A 3,246-nucleotide genomic window follows, 5' to 3' on the forward strand; every position below is an offset into this window, starting at 1 on the left:
ATTGCATTACTTTTTCTGAAAAATCTTCAGCATTTTTTTCTAAATGCACTAACCCTGTGTTTGTTTTTTCAATCAAGTTTTTCTGGGCAGTTGCATTACTTACCAAAACAGGTTTTGAAAAACTCATATATTGAAATATTTTATTTGCATAAGTTGTGTCATGATGCAAATTTCTATGTAAAGGCGAAATACAAACTGAGCTAGCCTTTATATACGATGGTAATAATTTTTCATTTTGCCACCCTTCAAAATCAACAAAATCTTGAATCTCCAAATCTTTTACATGGTTTTTTAAAATTGTATCTGATGTGTTACTACCAACAATAACTAACTTAATATTTTTAATATTATTTTTTAAAACTGAAATACTTTTTATAGCTGTTTGTAAACCTCTGCGTAAACCTGTATCTCCAATATAAAGTAATACAAAATTATTAACATATCTTTCAATTATCTCATTTTGAATAACTGCTGTATTATAATAGTCTTTATGCACAGTATTTGGTACAACAACTATACCTTCATTCTGCTTGCTTGTTCTTTTTACAATTTCATTTTTAGATTCTTCAGTCACCACAATAACATTAGTTACTTTATTAATAAACTCTTCCTCTTTTTGTTTCCATATTTTTGGTGAGATTAAGTATTTACCTGGGAATTTAGTTAAATGAGGATAAAACTTCATAATTTCAGGTCTGTTTTCATGTAAGTCTAAAATAGTTTTAAGTTGTAGCTTTTTATTAGATTTTAGAACTGCTCCGGCAATTTGGATATCATGTGTATGAATAATTTCAATTTTATTTGACTTTAAAAAATGATTAATTTTTTTTGCCATTATTAAAGAATAAATCGGAAACGAATAAACTAAAGCAGATAACTTATAAATTAAATTACTTGATTTATATCTTCTAATTTCAATTCCTTTTATGACTTCGTTCTCTTTTTCATTACTATACATTAAACAGAATAAGAACACTTTATGCCCACTTTTAATTAATGAAATAGCTTCATTTTCAACCCTTGGATCAGGAGGAAATGGCTTATCTAAAATCATTCCTATTCGCATACTAATTATTTTTCTGCATAAATTGCATAATAACGAGGTGTATATTTTCTTAAGGTGGGTCTAAAACCTATTTTATTTATAGGGCTTGTCCATTTTTCTTTTTTCTGTATATTCCATCCTGATTTTTCAAGCAACCAATCAAATTGCCAATCTTCAAATTCATGATAATGTCTATCTCGCATATCTGTTTTACTTCTATATGCTTTTGCAAACCATAAATTTAGAGGAATTGTAGCTATTATTTTTTCACATTTAATCTCGTTCAAAACATTAAAAGGAGCTACTAAATGTTCAAATATTTCAAATGCTGTAACTGCATCAATATTATATTTATTTACTATTTCAGGAACTAAATCTAAATCTTCACCAGATGTATTAAAAACTTTATAGCCATTTTGCTCCATTATTTCACTAAATGGATTTCTAACACCTAAATCTAAAATGGTTGCTGGTGCAGGTAAAACACTTTTTAAAAATTTTAAAGTATGATGATATCTTTTGGAAGGTAACTTATTGTACATCAATTATATAATATAATATTTTAATTCATACGCAAGATATTCATTTAATTAAAGAAAATCAACAAAATACCTTATCTTAATTTTTAAATATTATTCCATAAAAAAAGATGCTTTTAAAGCACCTTTTTCCTTTTTCATAGTTTGTTTTTACCTTTATCAAAAAATTTTCCTCTAATTCGACTTAACCGAACAAATATACTATCAATATTTATTTCCTAAAACACATAATTTATAAACGCAGGTATTTTACATATAGGTGCAACTATTAATTTCATAAGCGTTATATTTGTTACTTATATCTAACCTATTCATGCGTAAAATTGTTATTTTTATTTTTGTAAATTACCTATTTCAAGCTAGTTTGTCTGCTCAAATACCAGGTTTTACTCAATTTAATAACAATAATGGACTACCAAGTAATACTGTTTACGACATCAATCAAGATGAAAATGGTTTAATTTGGATTGCTACAGATTATGGATTAAGTAGGTTTGACGGATTAACCTTTAAAAATTTCACAATTTCTGATGGCTTACCCGATAATGAAGTTTTATACCTATTTAAGGATTCAAAAAAACGAATTTGGTTAGTTGGGTTTAATGGAAAATTAGGCTATCTTCAAAATAACAAATTCTATAACTCTCAAAATCAAAAGTTTTTGAGAGGTTTAAATTTTAATAATTTTGTTTCAGATATTTTTGAAGATAGTAAAAATAATATATGGTTTTTACAAGCTGTAAATAACATAAAAAAACTAGATCCACATAATACAATTACAACTTATAATAATTTAGAATTACCGTATAAAAACAACTCTAATAAAGCCCAAATTGTAGAAGATACAAATGAAGAAATTAAAGTTCTCGTATCATCATCCCAAAAAAATAATATCAATCAAATACAAAGTAGTTCATTAACAAAAAATAATTGGAGAAATATTGATGCAAATTTGTACACTAAGAATACGTTACAAAAACTTCGAAGAAAAAAAGCCGAGGCTTTTAAAAACATTGATAAAAAAACAATGTTAATTTCAAACACTATATTTAATAGCTTCAACTACAATCGTTCAACAAATTATCTTTATCAAACTCTTCCATTTGACAATTCATTTTTAATTACAAATTTAAGTAAAGGAGCATTAATTATAAACTCACTAGATAAAACTAAAAATAAAAAAATACTCCCATCAATACACTCCTCCAAATCATTTCTAGATAGGGAAAAAAACATATGGGTTGGTAGCTTATCTAATGGTCTTTTTCTTTTACCAAACTTAAATATTAATGGTATTAGATTTGATAATGAGAAAAGAAATGATCTACATTCCATAAATCTATTTAACAAATATATTGCCTTAGGGAATGATCAAAGCGAACTTATTCTATTAAACCAAAAAACTTTACAAATAATAAATTCATACAAAGTTGACTTAAACCCAAAAAGGGTCAGACAATTAAATATAAAAAATAATTTTCTTTATATTTTAAGTGATTATAATGTTCATCAACTAAATAAAAATTTAAAATTTGAACTAATAAAAAACATGTATGAATCAAATTTTAAGAATTTGAATATCCAGAATTTCAAAGACATATCAATAGAAAAAGACTTTATAGTAACAGCCAATGCAGGTGGAATTAGTAAAATAAATAAAAA

At 25.4% G+C, this 3,246-nt stretch carries 3 protein-coding genes; 1 reads left to right on the forward strand and 2 read right to left on the reverse strand.

The window, feature by feature from the left end:
- Both GQ540_RS12970 and GQ540_RS12975 read right to left on the reverse strand, forming a co-directional pair.
- Positions 1–1,066 (reverse strand): glycosyltransferase (locus GQ540_RS12970; protein ID WP_291801853.1); only part of this gene is annotated, 1,066 nt, incomplete at its 3' end.
- 5 nt (positions 1,067–1,071) lie between these two features.
- Positions 1,072–1,587 (reverse strand): methyltransferase, encoded by a 516-nt coding sequence (locus GQ540_RS12975; protein ID WP_291801855.1) that lies wholly within the window; start codon positions 1,585–1,587, stop codon positions 1,072–1,074.
- Between the two features lie 310 nt (positions 1,588–1,897).
- Between GQ540_RS12975 and GQ540_RS12980 the strand changes: the two genes are divergently transcribed.
- A partial coding sequence (locus tag GQ540_RS12980) for a two-component regulator propeller domain-containing protein (RefSeq protein WP_291801857.1) occupies positions 1,898–3,246 on the forward strand: 1,349 nt, incomplete at its 3' end.

The organism is Lutibacter sp. (assembly GCF_013139515.1).
GTDB lineage: Bacteria > Bacteroidota > Bacteroidia > Flavobacteriales > Flavobacteriaceae > Lutibacter.